This is a genomic window from Cellulomonas sp. McL0606 (genome assembly GCF_058248365.1).
On record NZ_CM177779.1, the window covers coordinates 1,009,467 to 1,026,200 of the forward strand.

General features: G+C 70.4%; 4 protein-coding genes and 5 pseudogenes. All 9 read left to right on the forward strand.

Annotated features, from left to right (window positions below):
• Positions 1-38: 38 nt before the first annotated feature.
• The 9 genes and pseudogenes from AC38ZX_RS05090 to AC38ZX_RS05130 all read left to right on the forward strand — a co-directional run bounded on the left by AC38ZX_RS05090 (position 39) and on the right by AC38ZX_RS05130 (position 16,646).
• Positions 39-999, forward strand: a pseudogene (locus AC38ZX_RS05090) (ABC transporter permease).
• 61 nt (positions 1,000-1,060) lie between these two features.
• Positions 1,061-2,116: a substrate-binding domain-containing protein gene (locus AC38ZX_RS05095; protein ID WP_491296565.1), complete on the forward strand. Its 1,056-nt coding sequence runs from the start codon at positions 1,061-1,063 to the stop codon at positions 2,114-2,116.
• 60 nt (positions 2,117-2,176) lie between these two features.
• On the forward strand, positions 2,177-3,346 hold the full coding sequence (locus AC38ZX_RS05100) for a Gfo/Idh/MocA family protein (RefSeq protein WP_491296567.1): 1,170 nt from the start codon (positions 2,177-2,179) through the stop codon (positions 3,344-3,346).
• A gap of 558 nt (positions 3,347-3,904) precedes the next feature.
• A pseudogene (locus AC38ZX_RS05105) lies at positions 3,905-4,564 on the forward strand (ThuA domain-containing protein); the annotation flags it as partial.
• 101 nt (positions 4,565-4,665) lie between these two features.
• Positions 4,666-4,812: pseudogene (locus AC38ZX_RS05110) on the forward strand (hypothetical protein); the annotation flags it as partial.
• Positions 4,813-4,879: 67 nt separating this feature from the next.
• Complete coding sequence (locus AC38ZX_RS05115) at positions 4,880-10,447, forward strand: OmpL47-type beta-barrel domain-containing protein (RefSeq protein WP_491296568.1); 5,568 nt, start codon at positions 4,880-4,882, stop codon at positions 10,445-10,447.
• 118 nt (positions 10,448-10,565) lie between these two features.
• Positions 10,566-11,566, forward strand: a pseudogene (locus AC38ZX_RS05120) (sugar phosphate isomerase/epimerase family protein).
• A 261-nt stretch (positions 11,567-11,827) separates the two neighbouring features.
• Positions 11,828-15,427, forward strand: a pseudogene (locus AC38ZX_RS05125) (hypothetical protein); the annotation flags it as partial.
• 856 nt (positions 15,428-16,283) lie between these two features.
• Entirely contained in the window at positions 16,284-16,646 is a 363-nt protein-coding gene (locus AC38ZX_RS05130) for a hypothetical protein (RefSeq protein WP_491297306.1), read from the forward strand.
• Positions 16,647-16,734 lie beyond the last annotated feature (88 nt).

Below are 16,734 nucleotides of genomic sequence, written 5' to 3' on the forward strand. Positions count from 1 at the left end.
ACGTCGTCGACACGGAGAAGAAGGTCCCGCGCGCAGGGCTGCTGCGCGGTCCTGCGGGTCGCAACATCGGTCTGGTCATCGCCTTGGTCGCCATCTGCGTCGTGGGCGTCGTCACGGCCGGCGACCGGTTCGCCAGCGTCGACAACCTGCTGACGATCCTGCGCCTGGCGGCGGTCCTCGGGGTGCTGAGCATCGGGATGACCTTCGTCATCACCGGCGGCGGCATCGACCTGTCGGTCGGCTCGGTGGTCGGACTCGCGTCGGTGTGGGCCTCCACGTTGGCCACCCAGACGCTCGCGAAGGACACCAACTGGATCGTCATGGTCTTCTGCGCGCTCGCGGTCGGCGTGGGCGCGGGCCTGGTCAACGGGGTGCTCATCGCGTACGGCAAGGTCGTCGCGTTCATCGCGACCCTGGCCATGATGGTCTCCGCGCGCGGACTGGCGGAGATCATCGCCAACCGGCAGACGCAGGTGGTCAAGGTCCAGGGCTTCCTCGACTTCTTCCGCGGTGACCTCATCGGCATCCCGACCCTCGTCTGGATCTTCGTCGTCGTCGCCGTGGCCGGCTGGATCCTGCTCAACCGCACCACGTTCGGCCGCCGCACCATCGCGGTGGGCGGCAACCCGGAGGCGGCCCGCCTCGCCGGGATCAAGGTCAAGCGCCACACGATGTACCTGTACGCACTGAGCGGTCTCGCGGCCGGCATCGGCGGCGTCATGATGCTCGGCCGCACGACGGCCGGCAAGCTCCACCAACGGCATGCTCTACGAGCTCGACGCCATCGCCGCCGTCGTCGTCGGCGGCACCCTCCTCGTCGGAGGCCGCGGCACCATCGTCGGCACCGTCCTGGGCGTGCTCATCTTCACGACGCTCACCAACGTCTTCACGCAGAACAACCTGTCCATCTCGGCCCAGGCCGTGGTCAAGGGCGTGATCATCGTCGTCGCCGTGCTGCTCCAGCAGCGGATCGCCGACCGTTCGCGCGCAAGAACCTGACGAACAAGCTCGTCGAAACCCAGCCCATTCCGATCAAGCATTCCGATCAAGGAGGATCGTCATGTCCACATCCCTGCACAGGCGCTGGCTCGCCGTCGCCGGCGCCACGGCAGCCCTCGCGTTCGTCGTGGCCGGCTGCACGTCCAACACCCCGACCGACGAGGGCAGCAGCGCGGCCGCCGAAGCGCCCGCCGTGGTTCCCGGTGGCAACGACGAGCCCGGCGACATGGTCACCATCGGCTTCTCGGCCCCCGCGGCCGACCACGGCTGGATGGGCGCGATCACCAAGTCGGCCGTCGCCGAGGCCGCGAAGTACTCGGACGTGAAGCTCGTCCAGGCCGAGGCGACCAACGACGTGAACCTGCAGATCAGCCAGATCGAGCAGTTCATCAACGACGGCGTCGACGCGATCGTGCTCCTGCCGTTCGACGGCGCCGCCCTGACCGAGGTGGCCAACAAGGCCATGAAGGCAGGCATCGTCGTGATCAACGTCGACCGCGAGTTCGACGACCCGAACGCGGCCCGGACCACGGTCCTCGGCGACAACTACGGGATGGGCGTCAGCGCCGGCACCTACATCTGCGACCAGCTCGGCGGCAAGACCGGCGCCAAGGTGGCCGAGATCGCCGGCATCGACTCGCTGCCGCTGACCCAGGACCGCAGCCGCGGCTTCAAGGACGCGCTGGCCACCTGCGGGCTCAAGGTCGACGCCCGCGTCGCGGCGGACTTCACGGTCCAGGGCGGCGAGGCGGCGGCGGCCAACCTGCTGCAGGCCCAGCCCAAGCTCGACGCCATCTGGAACCACGACGACGACCAGGGCGTCGGCGTCCTGGCGGCGATCGAGGCGGCGGGTCGCGACGAGTTCTTCATGGTCGGTGGCGCCGGCTCGAAGAACGTCATGGAGGCCATCAAGGCCGACAACACGGTGCTCAAGGCGACGGTCATCTACCCGTCCACGCAGGCCGCGGACGGCGTCAAGCTCGCCCGGCTCATCGTGCAGGGCAAGGCCATGAGCGACCTGGTCGACGTGCAGGTGCCCCGCACGGTCCAGCTCTTCGCACCCGTGGTGACCAAGGACAACGTGGACGAGTTCCTGCCGACGGCCTTCGAGTCCTGAGCCGACCGGGCGCGCCGGACACCCGTCCGGCGCGCCCACCACAGAGGGGAGGCGTGAGCCATGACAAGACGTCTCGGCGTCGGCATGGTCGGCTACGCGTTCATGGGTGTCGCGCACTCACAGGCCTGGCGCAACGCCCCGCACTTCTTCGACCTGCCGCTGGAGCCGGACATGGCGGCGGTCGCAGGTCGCGACAAGGCGGCGGTCACCGCCGCCGCCGCGCGGCTCGGCTGGTCGAGCGTGGAGACCGACTGGAAGACGCTCGTCACGCGTGACGACATCGACCTCGTCGACATCTGCACACCCGGCGACACCCACGCCGAGATCGCCATCGCGGCGCTCGCGGCGGGCAAGCACGTCCTGTGCGAGAAGCCGCTCGCCAACTCGGTGGGCGAGGCCGTCGCGATGGCGGAGGCGGCCGAGCAGGCTCGTGCGAACGGGCAGCTCGCGATGGTCGGGTTCACCTACCGTCGTGTGCCGGCGATCCAGCTCGCCCGCCAGCTCGTGGCGGACGGCCGGATCGGTTCGGTGCGGCACGTGCGCGCGCAGTACCTGCAGGACTGGATCGCGGACGCGAACGCGCCGCTGTCCTGGCGCCTGGACAAGCAGAAGGCGGGTTCGGGGGCGCTCGGGGACATCGGCGCGCACATCATCGACCTCGCGCAGTTCGTTACGGGCGAGTCCGTCACCGGTGTCTCGGCGATCCTGGAGACCTTCGTGCACGAACGCCCCGTGGCGTCGGAGCACTCCGGCCTGCACGGCACGGCAGGCACCGAGACCGGTCCGGTCACCGTCGACGACGCCGCGATCTTCCTCGGCCGGATGTCGGGCGGGGGACTGGCGACGTTCGAGGCGACCCGGTTCGCGTGGGGGCGCAAGAACGCGATCAGGCTCGAGATCAACGGCTCGGCAGGGTCGGTCGCGTTCGACTTCGAGGACATGAACGTCCTGAACTTCTTCGACGTCGCACAGCCCGCCGCCGAAGCCGGTTTCCGGCGCATCGTCGTGACCGAGCCCGAGCATCCCTTCGTCGCGGCGTGGTGGCCGGCGGGGCACGGGCTCGGGTACGAGCACGCGTTCACGCACCAGGCCGTGGACCTGGTGACGGCCATCGCCGAGGGGCGGCAGCCCGAACCCAGCTTCGCGGACGGCCTGCGCGTCCAGCGGGTGCTCGAAGCCGTCGAGCGCAGCGCCGCCGACGCCAGCACGTGGCAGGAGATCACGCCCTGACCGATCCGAACCGGGAGGTGCTCATCGACGCTTGACGACGGTCCAGGTCCGATCGCCGCCTGACTGCGGTCCCTCTCCGGGTCGCACCCGCTGCGCGGCCCCGCCGCGCGCCGCTGCCGAAGGCAGCCCACTCTCGCCGCACTCGCGGCCAGCTCGCACCGCCGGCAACCGGCCGGTGCGGAGATCTCCAGCAGGAAGGCGCGGCTGCGCGCGCCCTTCGTCGATCCATGCCCGATCTCGAAAGGACTTCACCATGCCCGGTCTTCTCGACCGACGTGCCGGCCGTTCGCCGGCCGGTCAGCACGCGCTCCACCCGCAGGCGATCACCCGCCGCGAACGGACCGCCGCATGACCCCCCAGCGGCGGAAGGGGCAGGGTGTCGCAGCCACCCTCCCCTTCCGTCCTCGCCGAACGCTGACCGCGCTGGTCGCGACCGTCGCGCTCGCCGTCACCGGTCTGATCGGCGTCGCGCCTGCCGCCGACGCTGCGACGACCGGCGCCGTCCAGCCCGCGTCGGCGGTGCCGGCGCTCGAGCACGCGCTGCCGTCGGTCCTCCCGATGCACGAGGAGGGCGTCGAGCCGTACAAGGTGCTGCTGTTCTCCAAGACCGCGGGCTTCCGGCACACCGACGGCATCGTCGCCGGGATCGCGGGCATCACCGCGCTCGGTGCCGAGCACGGCTTCACCGTCGACGCAACGGAGGACTCGTCGGTCTTCACGACGGCGAACCTCGCCCAGTACGCCACGGTCGTGTTCCTCTCGACGACCTCGCCCAACGCAGCCGCCCTGTTGAGCGCGGAGCAGCAGCAGGCCCTGCAGTCCTACGTCGAGAACGGCGGCGGCTGGTTCGGCATCCACGCCGCGGCCGACGCCAACTACGACTGGCCCTGGTACCAGGGCCTCGTCGGGGCGTACTTCAAGCAGCACCCGGCGATCCAGCAGACCAAGGTGCTCCTCGAGGACCGGGTCCACCCCGCGACCGTGGGGCTGGGTGGACGAGCTCACCCTGACCGACGACTCTACGACTACCAGACCAACCCGCGCGACAGCGTGCACGTGCTCGCCTCCCTGGACGCGCGCTCGTACACCGGCAGCACGATGGGCCTCGACCACCCGATCGCCTGGTGCCAGGACTACGACGGCGGCCGGTCCTTCTACCTGGGCCTCGGCCACGACGCGACCAACTGGTCGAACGCGGGCTTCCTGCAGATGGTCGCCGGCGGGATCGAGACCACCGCCGGTGTCGTCCCGGCCGACTGCGGTGCCTCCGTCCCGAAGAACTACGAGCTGGTCAGAGCGACGACAACACGTTCGACCCGATGCAGCTCGACGTGGCCGCGGACGGGCGCGTCTTCTACATCGAGCGCGAGGGCTCGATCAAGGTCATCGACCCGACCACCGGCCACACGTCGGCCGTCGCGACGCTGAACGCCTTCACCGCGAACGAGTCCGGTGTGCTGGGCCTGGCCCTCGACCCGAACTTCGCGACGAACAACTACCTGTACGTCTTCTACTCACCGGCCGGCGCCGACAGTGTCGACCAGCTTCTCCCGGTTCACGGTCTCCGCGGCCAACACCCTCGTCGAGGGGTCGGAGAAGATCGTGCTGAAGGTGCCCGTGCAGCGCGGCGAGTGCTGCCACCACGGCGGCTCGATGGTGTTCGACAAGACGTCCGGCGACCTCTACCTGGCCACCGGTGACAACACCAACCCGTTCGCGTCGGACGGCTACGCGCCGCTCGACCAGGGTGCCGGCCGTGCGGCCTGGGACTCCGAGCGCACGTCGGGCAACACGAACTCGCTGTCCGGCAAGCTCCTGCGCATCCACCCCGAGGGCGACGGCACCTACACGGTCCCCGCCGGGAACCTGTTCGCGCCCGGTACGGACAAGACCAGGCCCGAGGTCTACGGGATGGGGTTCCGCAACCCCTTCCGCATCAACATCGACCCCAAGACGGGCACCGTGTTCGTCGCCGACTACGGTCCTGACGCCGGCTCGGCAGACCCGAACCGCGGCCCGCAGAACACCGTCGAGTGGAACATCATCGCGAAGGCGGGCAACTACGGCTGGCCCTACTGCACGGGCCCGAACAAGGCCTACAACCACTGGAACTTCGCCACCCACCAGTCCGGTCCCGCGTACGACTGCGCGGGCGGCCCCGTGAACGACTCGCCGAACAACACCGGTCTGGCGCAGCTGCCGCCGGCGATCCCGGCGACGCTCTACTACCACTACAACGCCGCGGAGGACTTCGCCGAGGTCGGTGGCGGCGGTGCACCCATGGCCGGACCGATGTACCGGTACGACGAGACGAGCACGTCGGACACCAAGTGGCCCGCGTACTGGGACGGCAAGGCGCTCTTCGGTGAGTGGAACAACAACGTCGTCTACTCGCTGCTGACCACCTCGGACGTCCGTCGTCTGCAGAAGGTCACGAAGATCAACGAGGCGAGCCTCGGCGCGGGCCAGCGCTCGGTCAAGATGATGGACGCGAAGTTCGGTCCGGACGGCAGCCTCTACGTCATCGACTGGGGCTCCGGCTGGGAGAACAACGGCGACTCCGGCATCTACCGGATCGACTACGTCTACGGCAACCGGTCGCCCATCGCGAAGGCGTCGGCGGACGTGGACTCCGGGCCGGCCCCGCTGGCGGTCCAGCTCTCCTCCGCCGGGTCGAAGGACCCGGACGGCGACGCGCTGACCTACTCGTGGGACTTCGGCGACGGCACGACCTCGACCGAGGCGTCGCCGAGCCACTCGTTCGCGGCCGGCACGTACAACGTGGTGCTGACCGCGACCGACCCCGACGGCCGCTCCGGGCTGTCCAGCGTCTCGGTGGTCAGCGGGAACACCCGCCCGACGGTGACAGTCACGTCACCGGTGGACGGCGGGTTCTTCCAGTTCGGCGACCAGATCAACTTTGACGTGACCGTGACCGATCCCGAGGACGGGTCGACCACGTCTCACACGATCTCCTGCGACGACGTGCACGTGCAGAACCTGCTCGGACACGTCTCCGGCAGCGACTCGCACGCACACCCGATGAGCCAGACGACCGGCTGCACGGGCGTGGTCCAGACCCTCGAGGACGGCGGGCACGGTGGCGACGTCCACCTGTTCTGGGTCGTCGAGGCCTCCTACACCGACAAGGGCGCCGCGGGCGGGGTCCCGTCGCTGACGGGCACCACCTCGGTCGTGCTGCAGGACAAGCACCACCAGGCCGAGCACTACGACTCGACCGGCCGGCTGCCCGGGTCCGCCTCCACCGGAGACCCCGGCGTGCAGAAGGAGACCACCTCCGACCCGGCGGGAGGCACCCAGAACATCGGCTTCATCGAGCCGGACGACTGGTTCGCCTTCGCCCGGGTCAACCTGAGCGGGATCGACCGGATCCAGGTCCGCGCGGCCAGCCCCGCCGACGGCGGTGCTGACTTCAACATCCGCTGGAACGACCCGGTGGGCGGCCCGCTGCTCGGCACCGTGCACGTCGACAACACGGGAGGGTGGCAGACCTTCCAGAACGTCGGGGTGGACCTCGCCAACCGTCCGACCGGCACCGGCACGATCTACTTCGTCGCAGCGAAGCCAGGTACCACGGGCTCCGTGGCGAACGTCAACTGGGTCGACTTCATCGGCAAGGGCGTGACGGCGAACGAGCGGCCCGTGATCACCGCGGCCGACCTGACGCCGACCACCGGCACGGTGCCGGTGAGCGTCGCGGCCACGGCCTCGGCGAGCGACCCGGAGGGCAAGGCCGTCTCCTACCACTGGGACTTCGGGACGACCGACGGTGCGACCGCCGACACTGCTGCCGCGTCGTACACGTACACCGTGCCGGGGAAGTACACCGCCAAGCTGACGGTGACGGACCCGGGCGGCGCCACCGCGAGCCGCACCTTCCCGGTGACCGTCGACGCACCGCCGGAGGGCTGCTTCGGCAACCTGTCCGACCAGTTCGACGGCACCACGTTGAACACCGGCCGGTGGACCACCGTGGTCCGGCCCAACCAGGACCTGCAGGTCAGGGACGGGGCGCTGCACATCCCGGCGTCCAAGACCGACCTCTACGGTGCCGGCGGCGACGTCACCAACATCGTCCTGCAGGATCTGCCGAAGGGCGCGTGGCAGGCCACGACGAAGGTGAACGTCAAGGCGTACACCGCGTACCAGCAGGCAGGTCTGCTGCTGTACACCAACGACGAGAACTACGTGAAGCTCGTCGTGCAGGGCCGCAGCAGCAACCCGGCCGAGCACATCATCCAGTTCGCCCACGAGGTCGGCGGCTCGGCGCAGGAGGCCAACTCGGCCGCGCTCGGCACCGCCTTCCCCGACACCGTGTACCTGCGGATCACCAGTGACGGCACGACCCTCTCGCCGTCGTACTCCACGGACGGGACGACCTGGATCTCCCCGGACCAGTCGTGGAGCGGGTGGGACGCGATCCGCAAGGACCAGGCGAGCCTGGGCAGCCCGAAGATCGGGCTGGCCGCCTTCGCCAACGCCTCCGGCACGGTGACCGACGCGGCCTTCGACTGGTTCCGGCTGAGCCCGGACCCGACGGAAGCCGTCTCCACCCCGGACGACGAGTTCACCGGTGACGCACTCGTCACCTGCCGGTGGACCACGCTGCGTCCCGACGCCACGGCCCTGCGGGTCGGGGGAGGGAAGCTGTCGATCGACACCTTGCCGGGTGAGATCGACACGAGCAACAACGTGATCGTCCAGAACCAGCCGGCGGGCAACCACTGGGTGGTCGAGACCAAGGTCGACGGCTCGGCGCTGAACGAGCACTACCAGCAGGCCGGCATCGTGGTCCTGGGCGACGACCGCAACTACGTCAAGCTCGACTTCATCACCGACAACGACGCCGGCGCCGCCGTGGCCCGTCGGCTGGAGTTCCGCAGCGTCATCGACAACGTCCAGCAGCAGCCTCAGCCGAACCTGAACAACCTGACCCAGGGCGTCTGGTACCTGCGGGTGGAGCGCCAGGACAACAACTTCGCCGGTTGGTACTCGACCGACGGGGTGGCCTGGACGAAGTTCGCGGACACGGTCGCCAACATCCCGGTGGCGTCCGGCGGCAAGGTCGGGCTGTTCGCCCTGGGGGTGAACCAGACCGGTTCGGCCACCGCGGTGTTCGACTACTTCCACGTGGTCGGAGGTGCTCCTGCGGACACCACCGCACCGATCACCACCGCCACCAAGGACCCGGCGCAGCCGAACGGCGCGAACGGCTGGTACACCGGTCCGGTGACCGTCAGCCTGACCGCCGTCGACGAGAGCGGCGGCTCCGGGATCGATGCCATCTCGGCAGCGGTCGACGGTGGCAACCCGGCGACCTACACGGCTCCGGTCGCCCTCACCGGCGACGGCGTCCACACGGTGGCGTACGCGGCCACCGACAAGGCCGGCAACGCCGAGGGGTCGCGGACGCTGTCCGCGAAGATCGACGCGACCGCGCCGGTCACCACGGCGACGGTCTCCGACACGGGTCTGCTGACCCTCACGTCGGTCGACGCCACCTCGGGTGTGGACAGGACCGAGTACCGGGTCGGCACGCAGACGTGGTCGGCGTACACCGCGCCGGTCCAGCTGGCTCTGACGAGAATGGAGCAGACCGCGGAGCTCCGGTCGGTCGACGAGGCCGGCAACACGGAGGCGACGCAGTCGGTCACCGTCCCGGCCGCCGGTGACACCACGGCTCCGGTCTCCAAGGCCTCCGTCGACCCGTCCAGCCCGGACGGTCAGAACGGCTGGTACACCGGGGACGTCAGCGTCACCCTGACCTCGACCGACGCCGACAGCGGTGTCGCCGGGATCGAGTACGCGCTGACGGACGACGCCTGGGCCGCCTACACGGCGCCCCTGACGATCGCCGACGGCATCACGGCGATCACGTTCCGGGCCACGGACGAGGCCGGGAACGTCGAGTCCGTCAAGACCCTGACGCTCAAGCGGGACACCGTGGCGCCGGAGACCGCCGCCGACCTGGACGCCGACAGCACCAGCGTCACGGTGACCCTGGTCCGGTCGGACGACACCTCGGGCGTGGCGTCGACGCAGTACCGGGTCGACGCCGGAGCGTGGAAGACCTATTCCGCGCCGTTCGTCGTCGCTCGGACCTCGGCCGCCCAGGTGGTGGAGTTCCGTTCGACCGACAAGGCCGGGAACGTCGCCGGTCCTCGGTCGGTCACGGTGCCGGCCACGCAGGTCCAGCTGAAGCCGTCCGTGACCTCGATGTCGCTCTCCGCCAGCCGGATCACCGTCGGCAGCCCCGTCAAGGTGACCATCTCGGTGGTGACCGCCGGAACGCTCGGGGCCGAGCTGGTGACGCTGTATGACGGGTCGGTCCCGATCGGGGCCGGCATCCTCAGGAAGGGCACGGTGACCGTCACCGTGCCGGATCTGGAGGCGGGCACCCACGCGTTGCAGGCGAAGTTCGCAGGCAACGCCACCGTGGCGGAGTCGGCATCGCCCGTCCGGCAGGTCGTGGTGGACGCCGCGGCGTCGACCACCAAGCTGACGGCCAGCGCCTCCCAGCAGTCGTTCGGCACCGACGAGCCGGTGCTGCTGACCGCCAAGGTGACGCTGACCAACGGAGGGGTGCCGGCCGGCACGGTCGAGTTCCGGTCCGGAAGCCAGGTGATCTACTCGGCGCCCGTCTCGTCCGGGAAGGCGACCTACCGGCTCCGGTCGGACGCGACCGTCGGGGCCACGTCGCTCACCGCGACGTTCGTCCCGTCGGATCCGACGGCGTCGACCGGATCGACCTCGGCGGCGGTGACGGTGACGGTCGTCAAGGCGGTCTCCGCGACCACCCTGAAGGCGAGCGCGTCGAGCCAGAGGTACGGGACGAACAAGCCGGTCAAGCTGACGGCGACGGTGTCCGTGGACACCGGTCGGACCGCCGGCACCGTCGTGTTCGCCAGCAACGGCACGACCGTCGGCACCGTGGCCGTCTCCGACGGCAAGGCGGTGTACACCCTGAGCGCGGCGACGTCGGTCGGCTCCGCGAAGCTGACCGCGACGTTCGTCCCGGCTGCACCGGCGGGGGTCGCCGGATCGACCTCGACGGAGGTGACCGTCGTGGTGAAGTCATGACGCTGCCGCACGACTGAAGGCGCCGCGCGCCGGGGACCGCACCGAAGACGGTGCGGTCCCCGGCCCCGGCGTTCCCGAGCAGATCCGGGAGGTCCCGGACCAGGATGGAGTGAGTTCCATGGCACGACCGATCACCCTGTTCACCGGCCAGTGGGCCGACCTGCCCTTCGAGGAGGTCGCCCGGCTCGCGTCGTCGTGGGGCTACGACGGCCTCGAGATCGCCTGCTGGGGCGACCACCTGGACCCGTGGCGCTGGGACGACGACGAGTACGTGGCCGGCAAGCCGCGCTGCTGGAGAAGTACAACCTGAAGGTGTGGGCGATCTCGAACCACCTCAAGGGCCAGGCCGTCTGCGACGACCCGATCGACCAGCGGCACCGCGACATCGTCTCCGACCGCGTGTGGGGCGACGGCGACCCCGAAGGCGTCCGGCAGCGGGCCGCAGAGGAGATGAAGCACACCGCCCGGCTGGCCGCGAAGCTCGGCGTCGACACGGTCGTCGGCTTCACCGGGTCGAGCATCTGGAAGTACGTCGCCATGTTCCCGCCGGTCGGCGCCGACACGATCGAGGCCGGGTACCAGGACTTCGCCGACCGGTGGAACCCGATCCTCGACGTGTTCGACGAGGTCGGCGTCCGGTTCGCGCACGAGGTGCACCCCAGCGAGATCGCCTACGACTACTGGACCACCGTGCGCACGCTCGAGGCCATCGGGCACCGGACCGCCTTCGGCCTCAACTGGGACCCGAGCCACTTCGTCTGGCAGGACCTGGACGCGGTCGGCTTCCTCTGGGAGTTCCGGGACCGGATCTACCACGTGGACTGCAAGGACACGAAGAAGCGCATCGGCAACGGCCGCAACGGCCGCCTGGGCAGCCACCTGCCGTGGGGCGACCCGCGCCGCGGCTGGGACTTCGTGTCCACCGGGAACGGGGACGTGCCGTGGCAGGACGCGTTCCGGGTGCTCAACTCGATCGGCTACACGGGGCCGATCTCGGTGGAGTGGGAGGACGCCGGGATGGACCGGCTCGTCGGCGCGCCCCAGGCACTGGAGTTCGTCCGTCGCAACGCGTTCGACCCGCCCGCGGCGTCGTTCGACGCGGCGTTCAGCACGCGCTGAGACGGGCCGGCGTGCACATGGGCGTCGGGGGACGAGCGTCGTCCGCGCCGTGGTTGAGGGGCCACGGTGCGGACGGCGCGCGACCTGCTGGGCCGCGCGCTCGCTGTGGCGCAAGTGACCTGTGTGACAGGTGGGGCCACCCGGGTGAAACCAGACAACTCGTGCGATCCGCGAGAAATCAGGCACCATACAGAGGTGACTGGCGCCCCCGCGGTGCAGGACGTGAGCGCCCCATGGGTACGCGCGTCCGTGCTGACGTGCGTGTTCACGCTGGTCGCGGTCCTGTTCGGACCACTCGCGGTCGCGGTCGCGGCACCGGGGATCCAGCTGTCCAAGTCGGCTCCGGGAGAGGTGCTGGCGGGCCAGCCCATCACCTACACGCTCACGGTGACCAACCCGTCGAGCAACCCGGATGCCACGACGGAGTACAACCTCGCGTTCCGCGACGTGATCCCGCCCGGCGTCAGCTACGTGCCGGGCTCGGCGACTCCGGCCGGTGCGGGCGACCCGACGCAGGTGGTGGACCCGGACTCGGGCCAGACGACGCTGACGTGGTCGAACCTCACCGACCTTTCCGTCAACGGGACTGCGGTCCTGACGTTCCAGGTGCTGCCCGACCCGACGGTGTACCCGGTGGGCTCCACGGTCGAGAACACGGCCGAGGTCTACAGCAGCACCGATCCGTTCGTCGCCCCGGAGTTCGACGACACGGGTGTGATCGTGCCGGGCACGGCGACCGAGAACGCGGCGTCGAACCCCACGACGACCGTCATCTCCGCCCTGCAGATCACCAAGGCCGAGCCGAGCCCGGAGGGTGAGCTGTTGCGCGGCGTGCACGACAACACGACCGTGTACTCGCTGACCGTGCAGACCGCGCCCGCCGGTGCCAGCAGCGGGCTCGTCGTGACCGACTACCTCCCGGCCACCCTCGAGTTCCTCGGCTGCGGTGGCGTAGACAACTCCGCCGCACCTGAGTACCCGGGAGCACCGTCGCTCGGGGCGACCCCAGCACCGGCCGACTGCCTGACACCGACCTCCGTGACGACCGTGCAGAACCCGCCCCCGAACGGCAGCACCACCTACCCCGCGGGGATCTACACGCGGGTGCAGTGGTCGATCCCGGACATGGCGGCGTCGAGCAGCTTCACGCTGCGCTACGCGGCGGGCGTCCCGCTGCGCGCGAACGCGCTGTTCCCTGACCCCGCTCCGGGCGGGCTGCTGCAGGTCGCGAACCTCGACAACAACACCGGTCCTTCGACGCGCGAGACGACCACCGAGCAGTCGGCGACGAACGTCGCACAGGTCACGGGCACGTTCGCGGGCAGCACCGCTCCGGGCACCCCGGCGACGGTCTCAGCCTCGGACAGGAACAGGGTGTCGATCGAGGACGTCCGGATGCGCAAGAGCGCGGACCGCGCCGAGTTCCTCTCCGGCGGAACCGTGCGCTACACGCTCACGATCGAGTCGAGCGAGTACGTCGACGCGTCCGACATCGTCGTGTCCGACACGCTGCCCAACGGCACGTGCCCGCTCGGCGGCCCCGGCACCAACTACTCGACCGGCGCCCTGGCGGCCTGCGACGGGTCACGCGCGCCCGCGCCCTCCACGGCGATCGCCACCGGGACGCAGCACGTCGACGGGACCTTCGGCGTGACGTTCGCCCCCATCGCCGAGGGCCCCGACGCCCTGACCACCGTCTCGTACTCCGCCGCGATGCTCTCGACCTACCTCGGCGGTGCACTGATCGGGCAGGCGACCTCGACGGGCGACTCGTTCACCAACCACGCGTCGCTCACGGCCACCACGACCCCGATCGCGGGGACCGGCGAGACCGGGACCACGATCGCGCTCGACGACTCCGAGTGGACGCTCACGACGGGTTCGGAGTCGATCGAGAAGCTCATCGCGCCACGGTCGCTCTCGGGCGGGACGTGCCCGACCGACGTGAGCGTCTACGGCGAGCCGTCGTCGTTCCCGCCCGACGAGACCGTGTTCCGCAAGGGCGACCGCGTCTGCTACCTGCTCACCGTCGAGTTCTCCGACCTGACCGAGACCCGCAACCCCCTGGTCACCGACTTCCTGCCGCCCGCCATGACGTACGTCGCCGGGTCGGCGGTGGCCGCGAGCACGAACGCAGGTGCGCCGTTCACCGTCGCCTCGACCAGCACAGCCGTGCAGTTCACCGTCGGCACGACCCGTCCGGGCGGCAACCGGTTCGTGGATCCGGGCGCGGTGTTCGCGGCCGTCCTCCAGGCCGACGTGACGACGGCGGCTCCGGGCACCACCGCGCTGACCCGGTCGAACCTCATGAAGGTGCGCGTCGAGAACTCCGCAGGGATCGCCGAGACGTTCCGCGACAGCCTCGTCATGGAGGGTGCGCCCGTCCCACCGGTCCAGGTGGTCAAGGGCGTCGAGTCGGTCGACGTGCCATCTACCGGTCCCAACGGCCCGAACACGAACGTCGACGGGTCGGAGGTTCGCTCGGGGTCCGTCGCGACCTTCCGCATCGACGTGACCAACGCTGGCGTCGCGGGCACGGCCAACGGCTACGAGGTCGGCGCCCTGGACGTGTGGGACAAGCTCCCGTCCCAGCTGACGTGCGACGACATCAACCTCGCCGACGTGCGGTTCGAGCCGGCGCAGGCCGTCTCCCCGACCGTGACCTGCACGAACCCCGGCCAGACGGGGCACCCGGCGTTCCTCGGTGCCGCCGACCTGAGCCTGCTGCGGGTGGTGTTCCCGATCGACGGCACACAGCCGGACCTCTCCGGTCAGGGCATCGGCCCGGGCGCGACGCAGTCGATCCTCTACGACACGACGATCCCCGACCCGGCGGGCGTCAGCACCGTCTACACCGACACCGCGTACGTGCGCAGCTACGAGGCGCTGACCAACGTCCCGGGTGGCGGGACCGTGACGTTCTACCCGCGGCAGAACGTCGACCTGAGCGTGCTGCCGCCGCAGTGGGACGCCCCGGCGGCATCCGACCCGTCGAACGTCCGCGTGCCCGGCCCGGTGGTCGACAAGTCCGCCACGACGTCGATCGTCGAGACGAACAACGACCTCGAGAACGACGCGACCATCGGCGAGCTGGTGACCTACACGTACGGCGTGCGGATCCTCGCCGGCACCGCGTCGTTCGACGGCGTCCTCAAGGACCCGCTCCCGACCGGGTTCGAGCAGGTGGGCGACGCGACGCTCACCTTCCATCCCGATGCGGACAGCGGGACGACCGCGCCGGTCCCGGGGACCGTGACGCTCGACCCGGCGACGGGCACCGTGGACTTCGACGGCACCTACAACAACGCGACCGCCCTCGATCAGCGGTTCGAGGTGGTGCTCACGGCGCGGGTCACGCCGGCGGCCATGAGCGCCACGCAGAACAACCTGCAGGCGATCAACACCGCCCGGTTCGACAGCCTGGCCACCCTCGGGGGCTCGGCGCTGCCACCGGCGACAGCGTCGTGGACGATCAACATCCGCCAGCCCCGGCCGGAGGTGACCAAGACCAACGACGCCGACACACCCGTCCCGGGCGGCACGGCCGTGACGTTCACCGTGACCGCGCGGAACGCGAACGGCGACGGCAGCGCCACCGCCCGGACACCCCTGCACGACGCGTTCGTCGTCGACTGCCTGCCCGCCGGCATGATCTTCCAGGCGTACGGTCCGATCCCGGGCGGTCCCGCCGCGCCGGGTGGGGCGGCCAACGGCTGCGCGGCCGGGACCACCGCGCTCGTCTGGGCGCTCGACACGGTCGAGCCCGGCGCGTCGGTGGTGCTGACGTACACCGCGCTGGTGCCTCTCGATGCGGTCGCGGCGACGTCGTACACGAACAACGTCACGCTCTCGGGCTCGACGCTCGACGACGGGAAGACCGGCCCGACGGCGCCCGACAACCCCCTCGAGAGAGCCGGCACCGACACCGCGTCCTCGACCGTCCCGATCATCGGCACGGGCATCACCAAGACCGTCTCGCCCAGCAGTGCGACGATCGGCCAGCAGGTGACCTGGACGATCACGGGCGTGGTTCCGGCCAACGCCAAGCTTCTACGACCTGAGCCTCATCGACCAGCTGCCCGCGGGGATCGACGACGTGACCATCTCCTCCTACGTGTGCCACGTCGTGACGGTGCCGGTGCAGGACTGCACGGCGACGCCGGTGCGCCTGGACGACGCACCGGGACCGGCCGGTTCCACCCTCATCGGCTGGACCTTCGGCAACTTCGCGCCCGACGCCAACCGGCGCACCGCGACCGTCGTCTACACGGGGACGATCGCGGACGTGCCGGGCAACGTCGCCGGCGTCCCCCTCACCAACACCGTGCACACGGCCTGGAACCTGACGGCGGACAGCCCGAACCGGGCGCCGACCTCTGCCGACGCGACGTTCGACACCCCGGGCGACTTCGCCAGCGCGACCGTGACGGTGCTCGAGCCGAGCGTGACCATCGACAAGGTCGTCGACGACCCGACGCCGGGCCCGGCGGACCGGTTCGAGTACACGATCACCGCGCACAACGCGAGCGGTCCGAACGTCAGCGACTCGTTCGACGGTGTGCTCGTCGACACCGTGCCGCTCGGCGTGGTGGTCGATCCCGACGCGATCAGCTTCGGTGGCGTGCTCACCGACAACGACCCCGTCCGCGGCGGAGGCACGATCACCTGGGACACGAGGGGTCTCGGCGTCGGCTACCCGCCGGGAGCCGAGGTGACGGTGACCTACGAGGCCACGCTCGCGCCGTCGGAGAACCTCGACCCGACGCCGCTGACCAACTCCGTCCAGGTCACCAACTACCAGTCGCTGCCGGGCGGCGGGCGCGTCTACGTCGGCCCGACCGCGACCGCGCTCGTCACTCCCGCGTTCCCGCACCTGCAGACGGTCAAGACGGCCGTCTCCGCGTCGCCGGCCTACATCGGCTCGCCCTTCACCTGGCAGGTCGCGACGACGAACACCGGGGGCGCCCCGGCCTTCGGCGTCGACCTGACCGACACGATCCCGACCGGCTGGGAGTTCGTGCCCGGCACTCGGTGCTCACGGCGCCCGGGCGTGCAGGGATCGCCTACGCGGACCCGGTGATCACCGCCGGTGTCGCGCGCTGGGCCGACCTGGGCACCGTGCATCCGGGCGAGTCGGCCTCGATGCAGTTCCAGCTGCGGCCGACCGC